Consider the following 18290-nt stretch of genomic DNA (forward strand, 5'->3'; position numbering starts at 1 on the left):
AGCTGGTCCGGATTCCCGGGCTTAGGTTTGAAACAAGGTTCGCAAGGTCACGCATTGGCCACAGACGCAATCATGGACAGGTCCGCAGGTAACCGCGCCATCACGGCTGCGGGCGGTTCCGCCATGACGTTTGGGCTGCGACCGGCGGGCGCAAAATTATCCGGCACCCCCTCATCAGCAAACTCACGGCGGCGGACGAGTTCCCGCAAGCCGCGGCTGACGGCTGCCGGGAGGACAAATAATGCCCAACAAGATGCTGATAGACGCCTCCCACCCGGAGGAAACACGGGTTGTCGTAGTTCGCGGTAACCGCATTGAAGAGTTTGATTTCGAATCACAGGACAAAAAGCAGCTCAAAGGAAACATCTACCTCGCCCGCGTAACGCGGGTTGAACCGTCCCTTCAGGCTGCCTTCGTCGAATATGGCGGGAACCGTCACGGCTTCCTCGCCTTCAGTGAAATCCATCCCGACTATTATCAGATCCCGGTTGCCGACCGTCAGGCGCTGCTGCGTGCCGAGGCCGAAGAAGCCGAGGACGAGGAAGACGACGACGACAACGGCGAGGACCGCCAGGACCGCAACCGCGGACGCCGGCGCCGCCGTGGTGGCAAGAACCGTGGCCGCAACGGCGACGAGCAGAAGCCCGATGGGGCCGGCGACGACGAGGGCTCCCATTCGGAAGACGATGGCGAGCCGATGGCTGCGGCGTCCGACGATGAAGGCGATTCGACCGCTGCAGGCGAATCGGAGACGAACGGCGACGCACCCGAAACGGCAGCCGACGACGAGACCGCCTCGGACGAGCGCGAGCCGACATCGATCGCCGCGTCGGTCGACGCCGACGTCGTCTCCGAGTTGCCCGAGCCGACCGTCACCGAAAACGAAAATGGCGGCGTGATCGAGGAAGTGCACTCGGCCCACCACGACGATCACGAGATCGAGTCGGTCGGCGCTGAAGATGCGCTCGAAGAGGTGCGCAACCGCCGCAAGCCGGTTCGCCGCCACTACAAGATCCAGGAAGTCATCAAGCGCCGCCAGATCCTGCTGGTGCAGGTGGTCAAGGAAGAGCGCGGCAACAAGGGCGCTGCGCTGACGACGTATCTGTCGCTCGCCGGCCGCTATTCCGTGCTGATGCCGAACACCGCCCGCGGCGGGGGCATCTCGCGCAAGATCACCAACGCCCAGGACCGCAAGCGCCTGAAGGAGGTCGTTGCCGACCTCGAAGTGCCGAAGGGCATGGGCGTCATCCTGCGCACCGCAGGCGAGAGCCGCACCAAGGCCGAGATCAAGCGCGACTACGAATATCTGATGCGGCTGTGGGAAAACGTCCGCAGCCTGACGCTGCAGTCGACGGCACCCGCATTGGTCTATGAGGAAGGCAGCCTGATCAAGCGATCGGTACGCGACCTCTACAACAAGGATATCGACGAGGTTCTCGTTGCCGGCGAAGACGGCTATCGAGAGGCCAAGGACTTCATGCGCATGCTGATGCCCAGCCATGCCAAGGTGGTCCAGCCCTACCGCGACATCACGCCGATCTTCGTGCGCAGCGGCATCGAATCGCAACTCGAGCGGATGGTCCAGCCGCAGGTGACGCTGAAGTCGGGCGGCTACATCATCATCAACCAGACCGAGGCGCTGGTTGCCATCGACGTCAATTCCGGGCGCTCCACCAAGGAGCACTCGATCGAGGAGACGGCGCTTCACACCAACCTTGAAGCCGCCGAGGAAGTGGCGCGCCAGCTCAGGCTGCGCGACCTTGCCGGCCTGATCGTCATCGACTTCATCGACATGGAGGAGAACCGCAACAACCGTGCGGTCGAAAAGAAGCTCAAGGATTGCCTGAAGAACGACCGCGCCCGCATCCAGGTCGGCCGGATCTCGCATTTCGGCCTGATGGAGATGTCGCGCCAGCGCATCCGCGCCAGCGTGCTGGAATCGACGATGAAGCCGTGCCCGCATTGCGGCGGCACCGGCCATGTGCGTTCGGACTCCTCGGTGGCTCTCCAGGTCGTCCGCGCCATCGAAGAATTCCTGCTCAAGGATTCGCGCAGCCACATCACCGTCAAGACACCGGCAGCGACCGCGCTGTACGTGCTCAACCACAAGCGCTCGACGCTGGTGGACCTCGAAGCCCGCTTCGGCGTGACGATCACGCTCGAGGCCGACGACAACGTCGGTTCGCAGAACCATGCGATCTTCCGCGGCGCCATTGCCGAGAAGCCGGCAAGCTTCAGCCTGCCTGTGATCGCGCCGGCCTATGAAGAGCCGGAAGAGGTCGAAGACGAGATCGTCGTCGAGGAGGAAGAAGAGGCAACCGTGTCCGCCGAGGCGCAGCCTGCCCGTGCGCCGCAGCCAGCTGGTGAAGGCGAGCAGCACGACCGCAAGCGGCGCAAGCGCCGGCGCCGTCGCGGCGGCCGTGACCGCGAGCATGGCGCATCGCAGGATGCAGCCGCCGTCGCCTCGGAAGCCGTCGGCTCCGAGGACGAGGAAGCCGACTCGGATGCCGAGATCGAGACCACTGCGGACGTCGCCGCTCCTGAAGCAGCCAACGCCGACGCTGCGAACGACGAGGCGGCAGCCAAGAAGCGCCGGCGCGGCAAGCGTGGCGGCAAGCGCAACCGCAAGGAAGACGACGAGCTTTCGGCAGCGGAAGGCGACGAGCAGACCGCATCCGAAGATGCCGTCGCAGAGCCAGGCGTGAGCGACGCTGAGGCCGTCGAAGCAGCAGCAGTGGAAGCCGTGGCTGCGGAACCGGAAGCAGTCGTCGAAGCCAAGCCGAAAAGGGCGCCACGCCGTTCGGCCAAGGCCAAGAAGGCTGACGCCGAGGCGGCAGAAGCGCCGGCTGCTGAAGCTGTCGCCGAAGCGGTCGTTGCTGAAGAGGTTATCGTCGATGCGGCAGTTTCCGAACCCGCTGCCAAGCCGGCGAAGAAGCCAGCGAAGCCCCGTGCGCCGCGCCGCAAGGCAGCCGCCGCTCCCGCCGAGCAAGAAGTGGTAGCCGCCCCAGCCGAGCAGGAAGTGGCTGCTGCGCTGGCTGAACCGGAAGCGGTTGCCGCTCCGGCCGCGCAAGAAGCGGTTGCCAAGGCACCCGCAGCGCGTGCGGCGAAGGCGCCTGCGGCCCCCGTGGTTACTTCGGCAGTTGACGCCTACGACGAGGCTTCGAACGAAGCCAAGCCGAAAAAAGGCGGCTGGTGGCAGCGCAAGGGTTTCTTTTGATCGGCTAATATAAAGACCCCGGCCAGCACATTGCTGGTCGGGTTCACTATTTATTTAGATTATTTTGCTTGCCGTCCGGCACTGTTTGCACCGATATACACCCCGGCATTCGAATAGACTCATACTTTGCTTTAATACTGCCCGGAGAGACGGCCGATGACGAGTGACAGCAAGATCGACATTTTAGGACTGACTGCGCATATCGTCAGCGCTTATGTAGAGAACAACAAGGTGCCTGCCACCGGCTTGCCGGAACTGATCGCCAGCGTCAACGCCTCGATCCTGGCACTCAACCAGCCAGTCGAAGCACCGGTCGAGGTGCAGCAGCCTGCCGTGAACCCCAAGCGTTCGATCCTCCCCGACTACATCATCTGCCTGGAGGACGGGAAGAAGTTCAAGTCGCTGAAGCGCCACCTGGCGGTCCATTTCGGACTGACGCCGGAGGAATATCGCGCCAAGTGGGGCTTGCCTGCCGACTATCCCATGGTTGCGCCGAACTACGCCGCCGCCCGTTCGGCGCTGGCAAAGACGCTTGGTCTTGGCCGCAAGGCGGCCGCGGTTCCGGCCAAGACACGCGCCCGCGCCAAGAAGGCTTGATTTTCCGAAATCTGAGACGCGCGCTCCGGGTTGCACCGGAGCGCGACGATTACGCGGCTGCTACCACATCCGCGGAATAGCGCAGTTCGCGCATCGGGCGCACGCGCTGCGTGGTCCTGTCGTAGAGCGGATGCGCCTTGTAGGCTGCAAGGGCGGCCTGGTCGACGAACTCTGCGTAGACGACGACGTCGATCTCATCCGATAGCGGATCGACCTTCGTATTGACCGTCACTTCAAAAACGGTGGAATGCGGAATTCCGCCAAGCGCCGACAATTCCTCACGGATCGTCTCGACGTCCTGTTTCTGCCGCGCACTGAAGAACACAATGTGCCGGATCAAGCGACAATTCCTTCTGCTGCTTTGCTGGCGCCTTTTGGGTCGGCTTTCGACCGGCGTCAATCGGGCAAAGTGTTGCGGACAGCAAAACAACGCAGACGGAGCAGAGCCGCATGGCCCCTTGGTGCGTCGAAACCTAGCCGGTGACCATCCGCACCACGCGGTGGACCTCGGTGACCGTCCTGCCGATCGCGTCGCCCTGGTTGTAGAGAACATCCCAGACCAGGAACAAGGTGCCGCACATTATCACGATCACATAGCGCATCGTGTGCCCTCCCCGAGGCTCAGCGAGCCAGGATCGATGATAGTTCGCCATCGATCTCCCGTGAAGCATTAGGCCACACTAATGCGCATATTTCTGACGCCAGCCTGCCTCGTCGACCGCATCTTCCTCTGGCACATCAGCGCTTGCCAGATGTCACTTGAAGTTCGCGATTTTGGCGGTGAAGATCACTTCGGGAATTCACCGTGGCGCGCGAAGTTCTTGGCGGAAGCAAGTCAAGTCTACCGCATGCCGTCCGGAGGGTGCGACCGGCAACGCGCCATCCGTCCGGCAATCGAGCCCGATGGACATGCCTGGAACACGAGCCCGGGGAAGCCGGCACGGGCACCAGAGCTTGGGACGTCGAGATGGCCCAGAGGATATCGGACGAATCAATCGCGCGTGGAGTAACGCGGCTCCACGAAGGCAATATCAGGGATGTCGCCCGCGGCCTGCCAGCGCGAGTGCGCATGGCACTGTCGGCCGCATTGCATTTGCCGCGCGGCACACTCACCGTGAGGATGCCCGACGGCCGTAGCGTACTGGTTGGCGGCAAGGCGCCAGGGCCCGAAGCCGAGATCGTGCTGCACAATTGGAACCTGCCGGCACGGGCGTTCAGCGGGGGCACGATCGGCGTCGCCGAATCCTACATGGACGGCGATTGGGACAGCCCTGATGTCACCAGCTTCCTCGAACTGTTCGTGATCAACACGGAAGCCGGCGAAGGTGTTGCCGGCGGCACCAACTGGCTGCTCACGACTGTCCAGCGCATTCGCCACTGGCTCAACGACAACACCCGTACCGGCTCGAAGCGCAACATTTCCGCCCACTACGACCTCGGCAACGCCTTCTACAGCCAGTGGCTCGACCCCAGCATGACCTACTCCTCCGGGCTCTATGCAACCGGCGCCAACGACCTGGCGGGAGCGCAGACCGAGAAATACCGGGCGCTTGCACGCGACACCGGCATCGGCCCCAACGACCACGTGCTCGAGATCGGTTGCGGCTGGGGCGGATTCGCCGAGTTCGCGGCGCGCGAAATCGGCTGCAAGGTGACCGGCCTGACGATCAGCCGCGAGCAGTTCGACTTCGCCCAGAAACGCATCCACAACGCCGGGCTTTCCGACCAGGTCGAGCTCAAGTTGCAGGATTATCGCGACGAGACCGGCCGCTATGACCGCATCGCCTCGATCGAGATGTTCGAGGCGGTCGGCGAAAAATACTGGCCTGCCTTCTTCGCCAAGATGAAGCAGTGCCTGCCCTCGGGCGGCACGGCGGGGCTGCAGATCATCACCATCAACGAGGCCGCCTATCCGCTCTACCGCAAGCGGCCGGATTTCATCCAGCGCTACGTCTTTCCCGGCGGCATGCTGCCGACGCCGACGCTGCTGAAATCCCTGGGTGCCGATCACGGGCTAGACTACCTGCGCGAGCGGGTCTTTCCACAGGACTATGCGCGGACCCTTGCCGAATGGCGCAGCCGCTTCTGGTCGTCCTGGGAGCGCATCGTGCCGCTCGGGTTCGACGATCGCTTCAAGAAGCTATGGGAATTTTACCTGCATTATTGCGAAGCAGGCTTCCGCGCCGAATACATCGACGTCAGGCAGGTGGTCTACAAGGCGTGATTGCTTTGCAGATCGCGGCAGCAATACAGGTTCGCACGCTCAGACATGCCGACGTCGAACCTAAGCGGACAGCCGGATCGCTCCGGCCGCCCCGCAAACGGGTTCCAAACGCCTAAAGCGTGATGCGGTACTTGGCAAAGCCTTCCGCGCCCTCGCCCGCCGGCTCGATCTTGACGGCCTTGACCTCAGTGAGGTGATCCTTGGCCTTCGGCCCGGTCTCGAAAATCACAGACGCCCCCTGGACAGGCGCGAACGACCAGTTGGAATCGGCCGACGGGTTGATCGTGCCCTGGTCGACGATGTAGCGGACGATGACGTCGCGGTTGGTATCTGGCGCCTCGAACACCAGCTTCGAGGCATTGATCTCGGGGAAGTTGCCACCACCGCCGGCCCGATAGTTGTTCGACGCGACGACGAATCTTGCTGCCGGATCGATCGGCTTGCCCTCGAACATCAAGTCGACGATGCGGTTCGAAGCAGCATTCAGCACAGCGCCCTTGGGATCGTATTTCGGCGGCTGCGCCAGGTCGATCCTGTAGGTCACGCCATCGATGACATCGAAATTGTAGGAAGGAAAGTCGGGATTGATCAAAGCCTGGTCGGCCTTGCCTGGCGTGACCTGGTTGAAGATGCCGGCCGACATCTCCAGCCATTCCTTGACCTGCGCCCCGGTGATCGCCACCGCCTGCACGGTGTTGGGGTAGAGATAGAGGTCGGCGACGTTCTTGATCGCCACGTCGCCCACCGGCACGTCGGTGTAGTAGTCCGGCCCGCCTCGCCCGCCCGACTTGAAGGGTGCTGCCGCCGACAGCACCGGCAGGTCCTTGTGCTCGGTCTGCTTCAGCATGTCCTTGATGTACCAGATCTGCGCCTGGCTCACGATCTGCACCGAGGGATCGTCGGCGACGAGGGCGAAATAGGAATAGAGCGGCGCCGACGTCTTGCCGACGGGCGTGCGCACGTAAGCGAGCGTCGCTTCATGCTCTTCCTTGGCCGCGGCCTCCACTTCCGCCTTGCTCTCGACGGTCGGCACCATCTTCTTGTCGACGCGCTTGGCGATGGGGCGCGCCTCGCTGGTGGAACTCACGACCTTCCAGACGTTGCCGTCGCGCTCGAGCAGCAGGTCGATCAGGCCGAGATGCGAGCCCCAGAAGCCGCCCATGACACCGGGCTTGCCGTTGATCGTTCCCTTGGCATTGTCGAGACCCTCGACGCCGTCGAACTTCGGCCCGGGAAAATCGAGATGGCTGTGGCCGGTAACGATGGCGTCGATGCCATCGACGCCGGCGAGCAGGATCGAGGCGTTTTCGAGGTTTTCCGCAGCTTGCGGCGTGCCCATACCGGAGTGCGACAGTGCGACGATGATCTCGGCCCCCTCCTCCTTCATCTGCGGCACCCAGGCCTCGGCCGCCTTGACGATGTCGCGGGTCATCGCCTTGCCGTTGAGATGCCGGGAATCCCAGGTCATCACCTGTGGTGGCACGAAGCCGATCAGGCCGATGCGGATCGGATGTTCGGTGCCGGCACCGTCCTTCACCTTCTTGTCGAGGATCACGTAAGGCTTGAGGAAAAGCTCGTCCTTGGCGGCATCGCCGGCGAGCTGGCCCTTTGTCAGGTTGGCGCAGACGACGGGGAAATTCGCCCCCGCCAGAACCTTGAACATGTAGTCGAGGCCGTAGTTGAACTCGTGGTTGCCCAGCGTCGAGCAATCGTAGCCCAGCGTATTCATCGCCTTGATGATGGGATGGACGTCGCCATCCTTCATGCCGCGCTGATAGGCCATGTAGTCGCCCATCGGATTGCCCTGCAGGAAATCGCCGTTGTCGACCAGGATCGAGTTGCTGGCCTCGGCGCGGATGGCGTCGATAATGGACGCGGTGCGGGCGACACCCATCGTGTCGTTCGGCTTGTCGGCGTAATAATCGTAGGGAAACACGTGCACGTGCAGATCTGTGGTTTCCATGATGCGCAAGTGCGCCTGGTTGGCCTCAGCGCGCGCCGAGAACGGATGCAGCATCACAAGCGCGCTTGCAGCGGCCGAACTCGCCAAAAAGGAACGGCGAGATATGGGGTGAAGCATGTTGGACATTTTCATTCTCCAGGAAATGAACTGACAGTATTTAGCCGGCGTCCGAAAGATCAAATCTTGCGCCAAAATTCGCCTGAGTCCAGCCGAGTCGCGTGACAGTGCCGCGACAGGCCGTGATCAATGGGTTGGACCAGCCCCTGCCGACGGTGCAGCCTGCCTCTCCACCCGGTCAGGCCAGGTCGGGCCTGATGCCCATGACGGTGCGGTCGACGATCTCGCGCAGGGCGAAGGACGAGTTGATCTTGGTGACATGCGGCATCGCCGACAGCCACTCCTTGTGGATGCGCTCGTAGTCCGGCAGGTCGCGGGCGGCGATGCGCAGGATGTAGTCATACTCACCCGACATCAAGTGACAGGACAGGATGTTAGGACAGCGCTTCACCGCCACCTCGAAATCCGACAGCGTCTTTTCGAACTGCCCGGACAGAGAGATGTGCACGATCACGGTCATCTGGTGGCCGAGGGCGGCGTTGGAAAGACGCGCGTGATAGCCGGCGATGACGCCCGATTTCTCAAGGTTGTCGAGGCGGCGGGAACAGGCGGATTGCGACAGGCCGACCTTCTCGGCCAGCGCCGCGTTGGGCAGGCGCCCATCCTTCTGCAAAGCATCCAGAATGGCGATATCGATCCTGTCCAGCGGCATTCTTCGAATTTCCTTCGATCACGATGCCTATTTGTGCAAGAATAATCGATCTCAACCTTTACGCGCAACCTATTTCGCAAACATATGCGGAACGATTCGTGATTGACTTCGTCAATAAGAAGCAATGGCCGAAACGGCTGCGGAGGAGCACAAAATGCGCGTAGGTTGCCCCAAGGAAATCAAGAACCACGAGTACCGCGTCGGGCTGACCCCCGGTTCGGTTCGTGAATACGTCGCCCATGGCCACGAAGTGCTGGTCGAGACCGGCGCGGGCGCAGGCATCGGCGCCGACGACAACGCCTACCGCGCGGCGGGCGCCCACATCGCCAAGACCGCCGAGGAGGTGTTCACGCGCTCCGACATGATCGTCAAGGTCAAGGAGCCGCAGCCGCATGAATGGGTGCAACTGCGCGACAGCCAGATCCTCTACACCTATCTCCACCTCGCGCCGGATCCGGACCAGACCAAGGGCCTGATGGCCTCCGGCGTCACGGCGGTTGCCTATGAAACCGTCACCGACGAGCGCGGCGGCCTGCCGCTGCTGGCGCCGATGTCGGAAGTGGCCGGGCGGCTGGCGATCCAGGCGGGAGCGACCGCGCTGCAGAAGGCTCATGGCGGCCGCGGCGTCCTGCTCGGCGGCGTTCCGGGCGTGCTGCCGGGCAAGGTCGCCGTCATCGGCGGAGGCGTCGTTGGCCTGCACGCCGCGCGCATGGCCGCAGGCCTCGGCGCCGACGTTTCCATCATCGACCGGTCGATCCCGCGCCTGCGCCAGCTCGACGACATTTTTGGCGGGCGCGTCCATACGCGCTATTCGACAGTCGAGGCGCTCGAGGAGGAGTGCTTTTCGGCGGACCTCATCATCGGTGCGGTGCTCATTCCCGGTGCCGCCGCGCCGAAGCTGGTCAGCCGCGAAATGCTGTCGGGGATGAAGAAGGGCGCCGTCCTCGTCGATGTCGCCATCGACCAGGGCGGCTGCTTCGAGACCTCGCACGCGACCACCCATGCCGACCCGACCTACGAAGTCGACGGCATCATCCATTACTGCGTCGCCAACATGCCGGGCGCGGTGCCGGTGACCTCGGCCCACGCGCTCAACAACGCCACGCTGCATTATGGACTGGCGCTCGCCGACCGCGGGCTCAAGGCGCTGGCCGACGAGCCGCATCTGCGCAACGGGCTGAATATCCATCGCGGACGGATCATCAACCGCGCCGTAGCGGAAGCGCTCGGCTACGAGGTGACGGAAGCAAAATCCGCGCTGGCTGCATGATTCGCCAGGAATAGCCCGTCGCGCCCGCTGCAGAGATGCAGCGGGCTCGATCAGCTTCTTGAACTCGATTGCTTTACTCGACTGTGACTATTCAGCGCGAATTCTCGGGTCCACCCTACGCTAAACTCTTAGTGTGACAACTTAGCTGCAGCGCAGACTGCCCTGACATGCCACATACCCGGTTATTGGTAGTGGGGTAGTAATGATTCATTTTGGAAAAACGTTCGCAGCACTCCTGCTGGGCGCCGCCTCGGCGGCCGCAATCAGCTCGGCATCGTCTGCTGCGGATGCAGTGTCGGCGGAAGCTTCGACGGCGGGTTTCAACTGGAGCGGTATCTATGTCGGCTTCGGCGGTGGTGTCGGGGCAGTTAAGCACGCGTTCGAGATTTCGAGCCCACCGATGCGATCGACCGACCTTGGCGCCGGCGGTATCTTCGGCGAAGTCACAGTCGGCTACGACTACATGCTTTCGGATCGCGTGCTGATAGGTGCCTTTGCTGATGCACGTTTCGGCAACATCGGCCTCTCGATGGAGGTTGGCGGACCTGAAGGTAAGATTACCAACAACTATGGCTTCGACGTCGCCGCACGGCTTGGCTATCTGCTGACTCCGACCACGCTGTGATATGCGCTTGGCGGCTACAGCTGGCAGCATACTGACGTGGACTTCCCTGGCCCTGCAGGCTTCGACCTAGACAGCGACCGCGACGGATATGTTCTCGGCCTGGGTGTCGAAACGGTGATCGCCACCAACTGGACACTGAAGAGCGAGTACCGCTACGCCAACTATGGCACCGAGCCGTTCATCGGGGTGGAGGCCCTGACACCGAAACGTCCACCCATACCTTCCACATCGGCGCCAACTATCGCCTCGGCGCCCAAAATGGTGGCGCGACCTTCTCGGCACCTGCCTACAGCTGGACCGGCTTCTACGTAGGCGGCGCGCTCGGGGCTGGTGCCATCACCGACGAGATCAACGTTGGCGGCGGTCAGCTCAACGGCATTGGCGGCGTCGCAGGTATCCAGATCGGCGGCCGCTATTCCGGCATGACCACAGTTTTGGGAGAAGATCCGTCCGGCAGCTATAAAGGCAAGGCAGACTACGGTTTCGACGTGCTTGCACGCGTCGGTGCCAAGCTGAATGAAACGACCCTCGCCTACGTGTTGGGTGGCTACAGCTGGCAGCATGTCAAGGAAGAGATGACCGGCAGCGGCCTGAGTGACAGCTTCGATTGGAGCGTCGACGGCTTCTCGGTCGGTGGCGGCCTGGAAACCGCGGTGACCAGCAACATTGCGGTGAATCTGGAGTATCGCTACTCCAGATTTGAAGGCCAAGACTACGGCACGGGTGGCGCCTACGAGACGGTTCCAGCCTTCCACACCGTCCGCGTCGGCGCGAAGTACAAGTTCAACTAAGCGTATACCTGATCAAGATCCGAAGCCCGTCGCAGCAATGCGGCGGGCTTTTTCGTTTTCAGCCGCACGTCATGCTTAGGTTCGATCTGGGCCGATCAGCGTACCGCCTTCGATCCGGCATTGATAACAATTGTTCTTCGCCGAACGCATGTGGACATAGGCGACGTCGGGCCGCGCCAGCAATTCTGCGGCTCTCCCGACGATACCGGGCGTGGGCGTCACCGCGCCGGTGCCGTAGACGATGCGGTCGTCGGCACCATAGCCGCGCAAGATGTAGTCACGCGTCCTGGTGAAAAGCTCCGGCAGTTGGTCCGTCTCTTCGGCGCGCGGACATTCCGCGGCATGCAGGAAGATCGGGCCGGTTTCGGCATAGGGCTGCAATTCGGGGAACGGCCGATAGGCAAGGACGAGGTAGGCCTCGCCCTCGCCCACATTGCCGAGGCAATGGCGGCACGGCACACCGACACCGTCCGAAATCCTGTGCTCGGGTTGCATGCCGTAGGCATCGGGCGCACCGCGCTGAAGCGCGCGCACGGCATCGGTGGGAAGAGCCTGGAAGCGGATGGTCATGGCAGCGAACCTCGTTGAACATTGCCGTAACCTATGATGCCGAAACGGCCTCGCCCACCCGATTTGCGCTGCCAGTGTGGCGCCTGTCCAAGAACGAAAAAGCCCGGCTCTTGCAAACCGGGCTCATCGAAATATCCAGGCAGGTGCTAGCGGATGAAGGCGTCGTAGCGGCGCAGCGTGACGCGGCGGTTGCGCCAGTTCTCGTTCTGGGTCGGCACCAGAAGGAACTCCTCGCCATAGCCCACCGTCTCAAGCGCATAGCGCGGAATGCCGAACTCGCGCACCAGCGTCTGCTTGAGCGATGCGGCGCGGCGCTCGGACAGCGTCTGGTTGGAGGCGAACGAACCCACGGCATCGGTGTGTCCCTCGATCAGCACGCGGGCGCCGGGGTCGCGGCGCAGGATGCGCTCAAGAGCATTGGCGATGTTCTCCACCTTGCCGTATTGCGAGTACGGGACCTCGGCCGAACCGAAGGCGAAGTTGATCGACTGGATGTCGATCGACGGGGCCATGCGGCGCAGGTCCGGCCGGCGCTTGAATTCGCGCACCGTCACGCGCTGGTTGGGCCTGAGCTTCGTCGTCGGCGCCGCCTGAAGCTGGCGCTCGATCTGCGACGCCGAAGGCGTCGTCGCCTGCGCGGCAGCGAGTGAAGGCGCGGCAAGCACGGCGATCAGCGCGGCAGCAAGCGTACGGCGGTTCAACATCTTCATTCTCCTTGCACGTCGACCATGTGGTCCATCCGATGAGCCGGAAAATGCCAGAGCCAAGCTGAAGAAGAGATGAATGAACGGTTCAGCCGGGGTTGGGCGCGATCAGGGCCGCATGACACTGGCCGAACGTTCGGCAAAGGTCATTGTCCGGACCATCTCCGGCTTCTGCGCGACCGGCGAAAAACCCATCTTCTGGTAAAGCGGAAGGGCTGCCGGATGATCAAGCGTGCAGGTCTGCACCGTTACCTTGTTCGGGCGATACGACCATGCGGCGGCGATCGCGGCACCAAGGAACCAACGGCCGATGCCCTGCCCCATGGCATGGTTCATCATGCCGAAATAGGCGAGTTCGACCTCGTCGGGCAAATGCGGCTTGAGATCGAGGAAGCCGGCCGGCGCGCCATCGAGATAGAGAACGCGGATGTCGCGGTCCTCGCGATGCAGCCCGGCGGCAAGCTCTTCGTCATCGAGCCGAAGGATGTTGACCCAATGCCATTTGCGGCCGACGCGATCGGCGAGATAGCGGTAGTAGTGCAACGGTATGTTGCGGGTCCTGAGCAGAGCGATCTGGCGATTGACCGGCAGCGGCGGCGTGTAGGCCGGCGGCACGTGCATCTCCAGGAATGTCACCGTAACCTCGATGTTCTCGCTCCGGTCCGCAGCCATGTTCATGCTTTTCCCGTGACCACGGGCGTGTCGGACATGCCACCCCACTCGGTCCACGAGCCGTCATAAAGCCTGACGTCGCCATGGCCGAGCGACTGCAGCGCAAGTGCGATGACGGCTGCCGTGACACCGGAACCGCAGGACGTGACCACCGGCTTGGACAGGTCGATGCCTGCCGCTTCGAGCGTCGCCTTCAGGCGGTCGAGCGGCAGCAATTCGCCGTTTTCCGAAAGCATCCCGGAAGGCACGCTGCGGGCGCCCGGCATATGGCCCGAGCGCAGGCCGGCCCGCGGCTCGGGGTCGGTGCCCTCGAAACGCCCCGCGGACCGCGCGTCGGCGATCTGGGCGCTGCCTGTGTCGACGACCTTGCGCATTTCGGCGAGCGAAACGACCTTTGACGGGTCGTAGTCGACATGGAAGACCCCCGGGGCGGTCTTGGTCGGCTCGGCGGTCACCGGCCGGCCTGCAGCCTTCCAGCGCTCGAAGCCGCCGTCCAGGATGTAGACCTGGAACACGCCCATGATGCGGAACATCCACCAGACGCGCGGCGCGGCCATGAAACCGGGGCCGTCGTAAACGACGATGGTGTCGTCGGCCGAAATGCCCATCGAACCGGCGAAGCGCGCGAAAAGCGATGGCGACGGCAGCGTATGCGGCAAGGTCGAATCCGGATCCACCACGAGATCCTGGTCGAAGAACACCGCTCCCGGGATGTGGGCGGCATCATATTCGGCCCGCGCATCGCGCTTCTGCGCCGGCATGTACCAGGAGGCGTCGACGATCGACAGCCCGGGCGTGCCCAGCCGCTTTTCCAGCCAATCCGCATCGATGACGAAAGCGCTTTTGTCGCTCATGGCAGCCTCTCCGGTTCAGTTGGAAGGCATCGCGCCGAAGCGGATGCGAAAGCGGCGGTTCTCGCGCCCCTTCTTCTCGATCTTGCCGATATGGATCTCGCCGATCTCGGCCGTGCCGGCGACATGGGTTCCGCCGCACGGCTGGCTGTCGATCGAGGCGTTGTCGCCGATGCAGACCAGCCTGATCTTGCCGGTGCCGGAAGGTGGCCGCACGTTCTTCGACTTCACCAGCGTCGGATTTGCCGCAAGTTCGTCGTCTGAGATCCAGCGGGTGTAGATCGGATGGTTGGCGCGCACGAGTTCCATCATCTGGGCCGTGACGTCTTCCTTGGTGAAGCCGGCATCGGGGATGTCGAAATCGACGCGCGAATCGTCCTCGCTGACCGAGGCCCCGGTTATCGGATAGGGGCAGACCACGGTCAGCAGATGGCAGGCCGCGTGCATGCGCATCAACAGATGCCGGCGTGGCCAGTCGATCGAAAGCTTCAGCCGCTCGCCGATCTCGGGCACGGCCTGCTCCAGCCCCGGAACGTGGATGATCTCGTCCTTGCTTTCCCCGGTGATCGTGGCAGCAACCGAAATGCTGCTGCCATCACCGCGCGTCAGGAAGCCGGTATCGCCGGGCTGGCCGCCCGAGGTCGCATAGAAGATGGTCCGGTCGAGGATGATGCCGCCACGCTCGTTTAGGCCGACCACCGTCGCCTCGGCCTCGCGCAGATAGGAATCGTCGCGAAAGACCGCCTGGGTCGAAAATGCCATCATGCCACCTCGAACGGAACCGCGATGTTGGGCTCTCGCTCCATCCAGTCGGGCACGGGCAGGTTCTTGCTCCGCAGGAAATCGGGATTGAACAGCTTGGACTGATAGCGCGTGCCGAAGTCAGCAAGCACCGTCACGATGGTGTGGCCCGGTCCGAGCTCCCGCGCCAGCCGTATCGCACCGGCGATATTGATGCCGGTCGAACCGCCGACGCAGATGCCCTCTTCCTGGATGAGGTTGAAAACGATGGGCAGCGCCTCTTCGTCGGGGATCTGGAAGGAGAAGTCCGGGGAGAAGCCGTCGAGATTGGCGGTGATGCGCCCCTGGCCGATGCCTTCGGTGATCGAACTGCCATCCGCCTTGAGTTCGCCGGAGGTGTAATAGCTGTACAGGGCCGCACCCAGCGGATCGGCGAGCGCGATCCTGACCGCGTCGCGCTTGGCCTTGAGGCCGAGTGCCACGCCGGCCAGCGTACCTCCGGTGCCGACCGCCGAAACGAACCCGTCGACCTTGCCGCCGGTCTGCTGCCAGATCTCTTCGGCGGTCGTGCGGATATGGCCTTCACGGTTGGCGACATTGTCGAACTGGTTGGCCCAGATGGCCCCATTGGGTTCGGACTTGGCCAATTGTTCGGCAAGGCGACCGGAAACCTTCACATAGTTGTTGGGGTTCTTGTAGGGGACGGCGGGAACCTCGATCAGTTCGGCGCCAAGCAGGCGAAGCGCGTCCTTCTTTTCCTGGCTCTGGGTGTCGGGAATGACGATCACCGTGCGGTAGCCGAGTGCCTTGGCGACGACGGTGAGGCCGATACCGGTGTTGCCGGCTGTACCTTCGACGATCACCCCGCCGGGCCTGAGCAGGCCGCGCCGCTCGGCGTCACGGATGATGAACAGGCCGGCGCGATCCTTGACCGACTGGCCGGGGTTCATGAACTCGGCCTTGCCGAGGATTTCGCAACCAGTTTCTTCCGAGGCCCGCTTGAGCCGGATCAGAGGCGTGTTGCCAATGGCATCGATCACCGAGCGCATGAAGATTCCTTCCTAATTCGCCGACGAACCCTAGAAATGTGAAGCCGCGCTTTCAAGGGATGAATTTCTCTGGCCCATCGCATCTTGACGTCAGCGGTACGCAAGCCCTGCAATATGACAGCAAACGGGGATGGAAAGGCAGCACCAGGCAGAACGGTCTTCCCATCCACGCGCAGCCTCGCTAGAGCAACAGCAGGGAAGTTTCGAGGGGAATGGGGTGAGCACATATCGGGCCGACCCACGGGATGGCGTCGCATGGATCACCGGTGGCAGCACCGGGATCGGTCGTTCGGTCGCGCGCCAGCTCGCCAAGGAAGGCTACACGGTTGCCGTGACCGTGCGCCCCGACGATCCCATCGACACGCTGATCGAAGAGACCCGGGACATGACCGGCAAGGTCCTGTCGTTTCCGTCCGACGTGACCGACGAGGCTGGCATGGCCGCCGCAGTGGCCGCGATCGAGGCACAAGCGGGGCCGATCGTGCTCGCCATCTTCAACGCCGGCGCCTACATGCCGGTGACCGGCGACAATCTCAGGATGGAAGCCTTCCGCCAGAGCTTTGCAGTCAACGTCTTCGGCGTCGTCAACGGCCTGGTGCCGGTCGTCGAGCGCATGCGCAACCGCGGCCGCGGGCACGTCGTCATCATGGGCTCGATCAGCGCCTATTTCGGCTGGCCAACCACCGCTGCCTACGGCGCCACGAAAGCGGCCGTGAACATCATCGCCGAGGCGCTGAAGTTCGACTTCGACAAGATGAACATCCGCACGCAGGTGATGAACCCAGGCTTCGTGGCCACGCCGCTGACGGAGAAAAGCGCGTTCTCCATGCCGGCGATGATGGCGGTCGACGCTGCAGCCGAGCGGATTTGCAAGGCGATCCGAAAGAGCGGCTTCGAAGTGACGTTCCCGCGGCGCCTGACATGGGGTATGAAACTTCTTTTCCTGCTGCCGCGGCCCTGTCGCGAGATGGCGTTGCAGGCTTCGACGCGATGGAAGACCGTGCCCCTCATCTATCTCAGACGTTCGAGCTACGATTGAGCCCAGCCACTGTGGCCACTTCAGGCTTGGCGTCACGCGCCCAGAGATAGACGACGAGCGCAGCCCCGAGCATCAGCACGTAGAACCAGAACAGCGCCTGGTATGGCGCCGCCGGATCACCCGGGACGGCACTTGCCGTGACCACGGCGCCGGTTGCGAATTGCATCGCGCCCACGCCGCCAATGGAGAAGAAATTCATCAGCGTCACGCCGCGCCCGATCAGATGCGGCGGCAGGAAGGCGCGCGCGTGCGCCATCAGCAGGCCGTAGCTGCCGCCGGTCAGGCCGATGACGACGAAGACGAACGTAACTGTGGTCACATCGGAAACGACGTTGAGCGCGAGATAGAGGATCGCTGCGAGGCCGATCGTGTTTCCAACCACCGCAACCCACTTGCGGGTGCGGAACATGGTGTCGAGCGGACCATAGACGAAGGCGCCAGCGACCATGGCCAAGGCCATGAAAAACGTCACCTGGCCGATCAACAGCGCATCGGCGCCATAGACATCGACCAGGTAAGGTCCCGACCACAGCCCCCTGATACCCGTCGTCGGCGCGTAGTTGATGGCCGTGAGCGGGATGATCGGCCACAGGACCCGCATGCGGAGAAGCTCGATATAGCCGCCAAAGCCGGCGCCATCGCCGGCCATGCCGTCAGGCGATTTCGGATCGCGCACCAGCGCCAGCACCGCAAGCGCGGCCAACATGGTGATGACCCCCAGCCCAGCCATGACCGGTCGCCAGCCGAATGCCTCCGCGGCCTCGGCCAACGGCGCGGCACCGATGACATTGCCGGCCGTGCCGAACGCCACCATCCAGGAGGCAAGCACGGCAAAGCGCGCGATCGAAAATGTACGGGCGAAGATGAACAGCGACGACATCAGCACCGGCGCGCAGCCGATGCCGATCAGTGCCATCGCGGCAATGACCATCCAGGGGGCCGTGGCCGAAGCAAAAACCAGGGCGCCACCGCCGCCGCCGAACAAGAGCAGCGTCGACGCCGTGCGCCTGGGACCAAAGCGATCGAGCGAAACGCCGATGGCGAACTGTGCCAGGGCGAAGGCGATGAAAAAGGCACCCGAGGCGAATGACAGTTGTGCCTTGGTGGCGCCAAGTTCGGCGGTAAGCGCCGGCGTCAGCACGGCCATGAACGAGCGATAGAACTGCGACAGCACATAGGCGATTGCGAGCGTCGCTATCCCGGCCATG

18 protein-coding genes are annotated in these 18290 nt (G+C 63.2%); 7 read left to right on the forward strand and 11 right to left on the reverse strand.

Translation table 11 applies throughout. The annotated features are described in order from the left end of the window. Positions 1-241: 241 nt before the first annotated feature. Together ASC75_RS09875 and ASC75_RS09880 are read left to right on the forward strand one after the other, a co-directional pair. Positions 242-3217 carry a ribonuclease E/G gene (locus tag ASC75_RS09875; protein ID WP_055973876.1) on the forward strand — a complete coding sequence of 992 codons (2976 nt, stop codon included), beginning with the start codon at positions 242-244 and terminating at the stop codon, positions 3215-3217. A 156-nt stretch (positions 3218-3373) separates the two neighbouring features. After that, positions 3374-3814: a MucR family transcriptional regulator gene (locus ASC75_RS09880; protein ID WP_055973879.1), complete on the forward strand. Its 441-nt coding sequence runs from the start codon at positions 3374-3376 to the stop codon at positions 3812-3814. 49 nt (positions 3815-3863) lie between these two features. Here ASC75_RS09880 and ASC75_RS09885 read toward each other — a convergent pair whose 3' ends face one another. Together ASC75_RS09885 and ASC75_RS26870 are read right to left on the reverse strand one after the other, a co-directional pair. Continuing rightward, positions 3864-4154, reverse strand: a complete 291-nt coding sequence (locus ASC75_RS09885) for a Dabb family protein (protein ID WP_055973882.1) — start codon at positions 4152-4154, stop codon at positions 3864-3866. Positions 4155-4287: 133 nt separating this feature from the next. Next, on the reverse strand, positions 4288-4416 hold the full coding sequence (locus tag ASC75_RS26870; RefSeq protein WP_280137945.1) for a hypothetical protein: 129 nt from the start codon (positions 4414-4416) through the stop codon (positions 4288-4290). 365 nt (positions 4417-4781) lie between these two features. On the opposite strand from ASC75_RS26870, the gene ASC75_RS09890 reads away from it, so the two are divergent. Further along, on the forward strand, positions 4782-6038 hold the full coding sequence (locus ASC75_RS09890; RefSeq protein ID WP_055973884.1) for a cyclopropane-fatty-acyl-phospholipid synthase family protein: 1257 nt from the start codon (positions 4782-4784) through the stop codon (positions 6036-6038). Positions 6039-6150: 112 nt separating this feature from the next. On the opposite strand, the gene ASC75_RS09895 is transcribed toward ASC75_RS09890, so the two are convergent. Together ASC75_RS09895 and ASC75_RS09900 are read right to left on the reverse strand one after the other, a co-directional pair. Then, complete coding sequence (locus ASC75_RS09895) at positions 6151-8127, reverse strand: bifunctional 2',3'-cyclic-nucleotide 2'-phosphodiesterase/3'-nucleotidase (RefSeq protein ID WP_156381183.1); 1977 nt, start codon at positions 8125-8127, stop codon at positions 6151-6153. Positions 8128-8296: 169 nt separating this feature from the next. Beyond that, positions 8297-8770: an Lrp/AsnC family transcriptional regulator gene (locus tag ASC75_RS09900; RefSeq protein ID WP_055973894.1), complete on the reverse strand. Its 474-nt coding sequence runs from the start codon at positions 8768-8770 to the stop codon at positions 8297-8299. A 154-nt stretch (positions 8771-8924) separates the two neighbouring features. Between ASC75_RS09900 and ald the strand changes: the two genes are divergently transcribed. The 3 genes from ald (at position 8925) to ASC75_RS26940 (ending at position 11456) form a co-directional block, all read left to right on the forward strand. Continuing rightward, positions 8925-10040 (forward strand): alanine dehydrogenase, encoded by a 1116-nt coding sequence (gene ald / locus ASC75_RS09905; protein WP_055973972.1) that lies wholly within the window; start codon positions 8925-8927, stop codon positions 10038-10040. A 202-nt stretch (positions 10041-10242) separates the two neighbouring features. Further along, positions 10243-10665 (forward strand): hypothetical protein, encoded by a 423-nt coding sequence (locus ASC75_RS26935; RefSeq protein WP_348271286.1) that lies wholly within the window; start codon positions 10243-10245, stop codon positions 10663-10665. A 335-nt stretch (positions 10666-11000) separates the two neighbouring features. Further along, positions 11001-11456, forward strand: coding sequence for an outer membrane beta-barrel protein (locus ASC75_RS26940; RefSeq protein ID WP_348271287.1), 456 nt, complete (start codon positions 11001-11003; stop codon positions 11454-11456). A 75-nt stretch (positions 11457-11531) separates the two neighbouring features. Here the strand turns inward: ASC75_RS26940 and ASC75_RS09915 are convergent, their stop codons facing one another. The 6 genes from ASC75_RS09915 to ASC75_RS09940 all read right to left on the reverse strand — a co-directional run bounded on the left by ASC75_RS09915 (position 11532) and on the right by ASC75_RS09940 (position 16043). Next, complete coding sequence (locus ASC75_RS09915) at positions 11532-12026, reverse strand: DUF1203 domain-containing protein (RefSeq protein ID WP_055973897.1); 495 nt, start codon at positions 12024-12026, stop codon at positions 11532-11534. A 146-nt stretch (positions 12027-12172) separates the two neighbouring features. Then, a complete protein-coding gene (locus ASC75_RS09920; protein ID WP_055973974.1) occupies positions 12173-12730 on the reverse strand; it encodes an OmpA family protein in 558 nt (185 codons plus the stop codon). Between the two features lie 108 nt (positions 12731-12838). After that, positions 12839-13402, reverse strand: coding sequence for a GNAT family N-acetyltransferase (locus ASC75_RS09925; protein WP_055973976.1), 564 nt, complete (start codon positions 13400-13402; stop codon positions 12839-12841). Between the two features lie 2 nt (positions 13403-13404). Then, the gene (sseA, locus tag ASC75_RS09930) at positions 13405-14256 is read right to left on the reverse strand and encodes a 3-mercaptopyruvate sulfurtransferase (RefSeq protein ID WP_055973905.1); all 852 of its coding nucleotides are present in this window, start codon (positions 14254-14256) and stop codon (positions 13405-13407) included. Between the two features lie 15 nt (positions 14257-14271). Next, positions 14272-15015, reverse strand: coding sequence for an alanyl-tRNA editing protein (locus tag ASC75_RS09935; protein ID WP_055973978.1), 744 nt, complete (start codon positions 15013-15015; stop codon positions 14272-14274). After that, complete coding sequence (locus tag ASC75_RS09940) at positions 15015-16043, reverse strand: cysteine synthase A (RefSeq protein ID WP_055973908.1); 1029 nt, start codon at positions 16041-16043, stop codon at positions 15015-15017. Before ASC75_RS09940 ends, ASC75_RS09935 begins: the two co-directional genes overlap by 1 nt. 217 nt (positions 16044-16260) lie before the next feature. On the opposite strand from ASC75_RS09940, the gene ASC75_RS09945 reads away from it, so the two are divergent. Next, complete coding sequence (locus tag ASC75_RS09945; protein WP_055973911.1) at positions 16261-17082, forward strand: SDR family NAD(P)-dependent oxidoreductase; 822 nt, start codon at positions 16261-16263, stop codon at positions 17080-17082. Here ASC75_RS09945 and ASC75_RS09950 read toward each other — a convergent pair. Beyond that, entirely contained in the window at positions 17060-18289 is a 1230-nt protein-coding gene (locus ASC75_RS09950; RefSeq protein ID WP_055973914.1) for an MFS transporter, read from the reverse strand. The genes ASC75_RS09945 and ASC75_RS09950 overlap by 23 nt on opposite strands. Position 18290: the final 1 nt, after the last annotated feature.

The organism is Aminobacter sp. DSM 101952, from assembly GCF_001424795.1.
GTDB classification, from domain to species: domain Bacteria; phylum Pseudomonadota; class Alphaproteobacteria; order Rhizobiales; family Rhizobiaceae; genus Aminobacter; species Aminobacter aganoensis.

Bases quoted from the DNA above. Each gene is read 5' to 3' on its own strand.
- ASC75_RS09875 (WP_055973876.1), top strand. From the start codon at position 242: ATGCCCAACAAGATGCTGATAGACGCCTCCCACCCGGAGGAAACACGG.
- ASC75_RS09880 (WP_055973879.1), top strand. From the start codon at position 3,374: ATGACGAGTGACAGCAAGATCGACATTTTAGGACTGACTGCGCATATC.
- ASC75_RS26870 (WP_280137945.1), bottom strand. From the start codon at position 4,416: ATGCGCTATGTGATCGTGATAATGTGCGGCACCTTGTTCCTGGTCTGG.
- ASC75_RS09890 (WP_055973884.1), top strand. From the start codon at position 4,782: ATGGCCCAGAGGATATCGGACGAATCAATCGCGCGTGGAGTAACGCGG.
- ASC75_RS09895 (WP_156381183.1), bottom strand. From the start codon at position 8,127: ATGTCCAACATGCTTCACCCCATATCTCGCCGTTCCTTTTTGGCGAGT.
- ASC75_RS09900 (WP_055973894.1), bottom strand. From the start codon at position 8,770: ATGCCGCTGGACAGGATCGATATCGCCATTCTGGATGCTTTGCAGAAG.
- ald (WP_055973972.1), top strand. From the start codon at position 8,925: ATGCGCGTAGGTTGCCCCAAGGAAATCAAGAACCACGAGTACCGCGTC.
- ASC75_RS26935 (WP_348271286.1), top strand. From the start codon at position 10,243: ATGATTCATTTTGGAAAAACGTTCGCAGCACTCCTGCTGGGCGCCGCC.
- ASC75_RS09915 (WP_055973897.1), bottom strand. From the start codon at position 12,026: ATGACCATCCGCTTCCAGGCTCTTCCCACCGATGCCGTGCGCGCGCTT.
- ASC75_RS09920 (WP_055973974.1), bottom strand. From the start codon at position 12,730: ATGTTGAACCGCCGTACGCTTGCTGCCGCGCTGATCGCCGTGCTTGCC.
- ASC75_RS09925 (WP_055973976.1), bottom strand. From the start codon at position 13,402: ATGGCTGCGGACCGGAGCGAGAACATCGAGGTTACGGTGACATTCCTG.
- sseA (WP_055973905.1), bottom strand. From the start codon at position 14,256: ATGAGCGACAAAAGCGCTTTCGTCATCGATGCGGATTGGCTGGAAAAG.
- ASC75_RS09935 (WP_055973978.1), bottom strand. From the start codon at position 15,015: ATGGCATTTTCGACCCAGGCGGTCTTTCGCGACGATTCCTATCTGCGC.
- ASC75_RS09940 (WP_055973908.1), bottom strand. From the start codon at position 16,043: ATGCGCTCGGTGATCGATGCCATTGGCAACACGCCTCTGATCCGGCTC.
- ASC75_RS09950 (WP_055973914.1), bottom strand. From the start codon at position 18,289: ATGGCCGGGATAGCGACGCTCGCAATCGCCTATGTGCTGTCGCAGTTC.